Annotated in this window: 5 protein-coding genes; 4 read left to right on the top strand and 1 reads right to left on the bottom strand. The window is 35.9% G+C overall.

Features of this window, described 5'->3' with window-relative positions; all coding sequences use genetic code 11:
• The coding region (locus ACTF48_RS10765; protein ID WP_438963163.1) for a glycosyltransferase at window positions 1–1567 on the top strand (1567 nt) is incomplete at its 5' end.
• Window positions 1568–1613: 46 nt separating this feature from the next.
• Here ACTF48_RS10765 and ACTF48_RS10760 read toward each other — a convergent pair.
• On the bottom strand, window positions 1614–2366 hold the full coding sequence (locus tag ACTF48_RS10760; protein ID WP_438963162.1) for a Kdo domain containing protein: 753 nt from the start codon (window positions 2364–2366) through the stop codon (window positions 1614–1616).
• A 205-nt stretch (window positions 2367–2571) separates the two neighbouring features.
• Between ACTF48_RS10760 and ACTF48_RS10755 the strand changes: the two genes are divergently transcribed.
• The 3 genes from ACTF48_RS10755 (at window position 2572) to ACTF48_RS10745 (ending at window position 5179) form a co-directional block, all read left to right on the top strand.
• Window positions 2572–3219, top strand: a complete 648-nt coding sequence (locus ACTF48_RS10755; RefSeq protein WP_438963161.1) for an L-threonylcarbamoyladenylate synthase — start codon at window positions 2572–2574, stop codon at window positions 3217–3219.
• A gap of 4 nt (window positions 3220–3223) precedes the next feature.
• The gene (locus tag ACTF48_RS10750) at window positions 3224–4651 is read left to right on the top strand and encodes a CCA tRNA nucleotidyltransferase (protein WP_438963160.1); all 1428 of its coding nucleotides are present in this window, start codon (window positions 3224–3226) and stop codon (window positions 4649–4651) included.
• Between the two features lie 96 nt (window positions 4652–4747).
• Window positions 4748–5179 carry a hypothetical protein gene (locus ACTF48_RS10745; protein WP_438963159.1) on the top strand — a complete coding sequence of 144 codons (432 nt, stop codon included), beginning with the start codon at window positions 4748–4750 and terminating at the stop codon, window positions 5177–5179.
• Window positions 5180–5270 lie beyond the last annotated feature (91 nt).

Below are 5270 nucleotides of genomic sequence, written 5' to 3'. Positions count from 1 at the left end.
TGAAAAAAGAAAACCGAAAATAGATCATTTCAACGTGCGTGGATTCTTTGATTTATACTGTACACAAGGTCCTTCTACTACTAGCATATTTAAGGAGTTAAAAGAAACTCATTCCCATTTTAATGTTATAGAAACTGGCTGGTCTAAAGTAGATCCTTTATTCCCTATTGAACAGCCTGTTAAGAACTCTAAACCTAGAATTATTCTAGCCTCAACTTTTTCTGTAAGGCTAAGTATGGCTTTAAATCATGACTTTTTTGAAGAAATTAAAAAGTTATCACTGACTGGCGCTTATCATTTTGACATGGTGCTGCACCCTAAACTGGATAAAAGCGTTGTAGAAAAATGGAAAGGATTAGAAAACGATCATTTCACCTACCACGATACCACTTCTTTTATTCCTATAATGAAGTCTGCAGACATGATGATCTGTGATACTACATCGGTTTTACAAGAATTTGGTCTTTTAGAAAAACCTATAGTCACCTTTAGGCATCGTGTACCTAGAGAGCATCATATCAATATTACTGATGTAAGTGAATTAGAGAAATCTATCACAACAGCACTAACACGTCCTGATCACCTCATAGCATCACTTAAACAATTTAATGCACAACTGCATCCTTATAAAGACGGTAACTCTAGCGCCAGAGTTATAGATGCCTGTATCGATCAACTGCACGACACTAAAACTACACTAAAAAAGAAGCCTCTTAACTTAATTAGAAAATTTAAGATAAGACATAAACTCAACTATTTTACACTTAAAGGCTATAATAAGCCCTTCAGACTGCCTAACTGGAATGACCGCAAACCAGTAACTGCCATCCTACCAGTAGGTAACGAATTACATAATATAGAAGGTGTCATAGACACGGTTTCTTTTGCAGATGAAATACTGGTTGTGGACAGTATGAGTACTGACGGCACTTATGAGGTGGCAAAAAGTAAAAATGTACGCCTCATAAGGAGAGCTTATGAGCATAGCTCTTCACAAAAAAACTTTGCAATACCTCAAGCTACTCACGAGTGGATTATCCTAGTAGATGCTGACGAGCGCATCACTAACAGACTTAAAGATGAGATTTTAACTAGACTCATAGATCCTGGTAAAGATGGTCATGTAGCCTACTGGATAGGACGTCTCAATCATTTTATGAACAGAAGAGTTCATTTTAGCGGCATGCGCAATGATAAGGTGATACGCCTTTTTATGCGTGATAAATGTAGGTATGAAAATAAAATGGTACATGCTGAAATCATAGCAGATGGTAAAGTAGGGTGGCTCCAGAACAAATTTTATCATAACACCTATCGTGGCATAGAACTATTTATAGAAAAATTAAATAGATATGCCAGCTGGCAAGCACGCGATTATCATAAAACCACAGGTCCATTAACACCTTATCATTTTGTAATTAAACCTATTTACGGGTTCTTAAAACATTACTTCCTTCAGCTAGGGTTCTTAGATGGTGTCGTAGGTCTTACCATTGCCTACCTGCGCAGTTATGTGATTTATATGCGATATATAAAGTTGTGGTTGTATCGTAATGAGATGAAATAAAGAACTTATCAGCGGCGTGTTACTAGCCGCCATTTTTCTTTACATATTAACGATTTAAATACTTCTTTTTCAATCTTTTTTTTCTGGTAAATTTGTCTTGAAATTTTTGAGCATAATACCACATTTGATCCGTAGTATCTTTGGAGTTACGCTTTCGCGAAAGCTGACTATATTCATCACCCATAATTTCAAAAGGCCATTTTTCTGGTGATAATCGGGCAAAGTTAAGCATACGATCTTCCCAAGGGATATCGTAAAACTTCATTCTATTGAGGTCCACCACAGCAAATTCATAACCAGTAGCGGTTTTAGTAATTAATGTATTCCCTAGAGAATTATCCATAAAATAGATACCACATTCATGCATATGATATAAAAACCTAGTATAAGATCTTAAGATATTTTCCTTATCAGTAACAGAATCATCTTGAATTAACTCTCTAAAGGTAAAATCTACGTCCAGTTGTTTACTAATATAAAAACTAGCACCTAGACCTAGACCTTTAAACTCTTCAAAATAAGCAATAGGTTGTGGTGTGCCCACATTATGATCCAGTAATCGCTGCGCAAATTCAAAACTACGCTGTGCCTTAGATTTTCTAAAAAAACGATAAACTACCCTATTCAATAAGTTAGGAACTTTAAACCTTTTAAAATTATAACGATCACCGTCTATCGTTATAACCTTTACAGTATTACGACGGTCTTGTAATACAGTACCTAGATTGTTAAAATCATTTATGACTTCTAGAATCTTAGGCTTTAAATAACTATAGGAATTATGAAACCTTTCTTGCATGGCTCAAAACTACAAGAAGTAAATGAATACAGCATATTTCAACTAGTTTTTATTTTTAGAAGTTTTATTTCATAAACATCAATCTAGTTGAGATACTATATTCTACCAGCAGCACATAATGAGAAATGTGTCTAATTCATAACTACATAAATTGTAATTTTGCAACACACTAATACCACGGTGAACCTTAAAGAATATAACACCTATGCCACGCAGCGATCGCGAGAGAAACAGAAGAGATCAAGTAAGAGGACGCGCTTCTAAAAAGAAAAAAGAAGATAGAGTCATCTTACCTATAGAAGATGTTAGAGAAGCAGTAAGCGCACTTAAAAAAGGAAAAACTATTCTCTACCCTACAGACACCATTTATGCCATAGGATGTGACGCTACTAATTATGACGCGGTAGAAGAAGTTTACAAGATTAAAGAACGTGACCCTTCTCAATCTTTTATCATCTTAGTGGACAGCTTTGACATGCTGGATCGCTATATTGAGGAAGTTCCAGATATGGCATGGCAAGTGTTAAAGCTTAATAAAAAACCACTCACCATAGTTTATGATCGTCCTAAAGCAATAGCTGAAAACCTTGTAAAAGAAGATAATACACTTGCTATAAGAGTAACTAATGATCCTGTATGCCGTGCCATAATTAAAGGCTTGAGAAAACCTATAGTTTCTACTAGTGCTAATTTAAGCGGAGAAAATCCTCCTGTAGGCTTTATAGACATCAGTGAAGCATTAAAAGATCGTGTAGATCATGTTTTAGATTTACCACTAGCCAAAACCAATGTCCCACCATCTTCCATTATTAAAATATCAAATGATGGTACTATGAAAATATTGAGAAAATAACATCATGCACCAAGGGAAATTTATAGATGCAATCGCACATCCTGTTTTTAAAACCATAAGTAAAGCTGCTGCTGCACTAAATGTAGAGGCATATGTTATAGGTGGTTTTGTTAGAGATTATTTTTTAGATCGAGGCGATCAACAAGATATAGACATCGTAGCTGTGGGCAGTGGTATAGAACTCGCTCAAAAAGTTGCAGAATTATTACCGCAAAGCACAAAAGTATCTGTCTTTAAAACTTATGGAACGGCCATGGTAAAGACTGATGATTTTGAGCTAGAATTTGTAGGAGCTCGCAAAGAAAGTTATACTCGTGATAGCCGTAACCCCATAGTAGAAGACGGATCGCTAGAAGATGATCAAAACAGAAGAGACTTCACCATTAACGCTATGGCTTTTGCTTTACATCCTGAATCATTCGGCAGCTTACTAGATCCCTTTAATGGGATGCAAGATCTTGAAAAAAAGATCATTAAAACACCATTAGAACCTGATGTGACCTATAGCGATGATCCTTTACGCATGATGCGTGCCGTGCGATTTGCGGCACAACTTAACTTTAAGATAGACGATGAATCTTTTCAAAGTATAAAACGTAATGCAGAGCGTATAAAAATTATCACTAATGAACGTATCGTTACAGAGCTGCATAAAATAATGCTATGTGCAACACCATCACAGGGTTTTCTATTACTAGAAAAAACAGGACTACTACCCTATTTTCTACCTGAATTAACTGATTTAAAAGGTATAGAAGAAGTAGAAGGTCAAACGCACAAAGATAATTTTTACCATACCCTAGAAGTAGTAGATAATATTTCTAGAAATACAGAAAACCTATGGCTGCGATGGGCGGCACTACTCCATGACATAGGTAAAGCACCTACTAAAAGATTTAGTAAAAAAGTGGGCTGGACCTTTCACGGTCATGAATTTAAAGGTTCTAAAATGGTCTACCATCTTTTCAAGCGGTTAAAAATGCCCTTAAATGACAAGATGAAATTTGTCCAAAAAATGGTACGTATGTCCTCTAGACCTATCGCCGTCATAGATGAGACTGCTACTGACAGTGCGGTGCGCAGGCTAGTTCACGACGCTGGTGATCATATTGAAGATTTAATGACTTTATGTGAGGCAGACATCACCACAAAAAACCCTAAAAGGTTTAAGAAATACCACAATAATTTCCAGAAAGTACGCGATAAAATAGTAGAGGTAGAAGAACGAGATCATGTGCGCAATTTCCAGCCACCTGTTAGTGGTGAGGAAATCATGAAAACCTTTAATCTCAAACCATGCCGTGAGATAGGACAGATTAAAGCCGCCATTAAAGACTCCATTCTAGATGGTGTGATTCCTAATGAGTATGAGGCTGCCCGTGAATTCATGCTTAAAAAAGGAAAGGAACTAGGTCTACAAACTACTGGTTAAAAGACTTTTACAAGACTACAAAAGTGCTAAATTCATGTGAAAAGTTTTTAATACCCTAAGGATCTTTCGTACATTTAAGATACAAAATACAGTATCATGGGAACCTTTATTAAAGTCACATATATCATCATACTATTATGCACCACTACTGCACTAGGCCAGGCAACAGTTGCTACCACTGCTCCTATAGTTAACCTTAACCGTAGTATAAATTTCACACCTAGCTATAATGCTTATAAACTACATTCCATATCACGGTCTGTGCTGTTAACAACTAACACATTACCCTTAACGCAAACAGCGATTCAAAAAAATAAAATTAATTTCTCTACGCTTCCCGTAATAACAACAAACAGTCAGTTCCCTACGGTTTATAACAGCAATAAAGAGCCATTTCTACAATTTGGCAATTATGATTGGGAATACCAGAATATGAAAGTTAACAATGCTGCTTTTTATGAAGCTACAAATAATACGATTCTAAGCTCAGGTTATTTTGATGGAGGCTATTGCCCACCACGATTGTAAATAGTAATACGCTTTCGCGAAAGCGTATGAACCATATCATTTTCACAAAAAAACTACCTATTTTAATCAATCACTATTTCATTACATTAGT

It is taken from the genome of Nonlabens sp., assembly GCF_965660805.1.
Classification (GTDB): Bacteria; Bacteroidota; Bacteroidia; order Flavobacteriales; family Flavobacteriaceae; genus Nonlabens.
The sequence above is the reverse complement of the archived record's forward strand: the minus strand, read 5'-3'. Positions and strand labels throughout refer to the sequence as shown.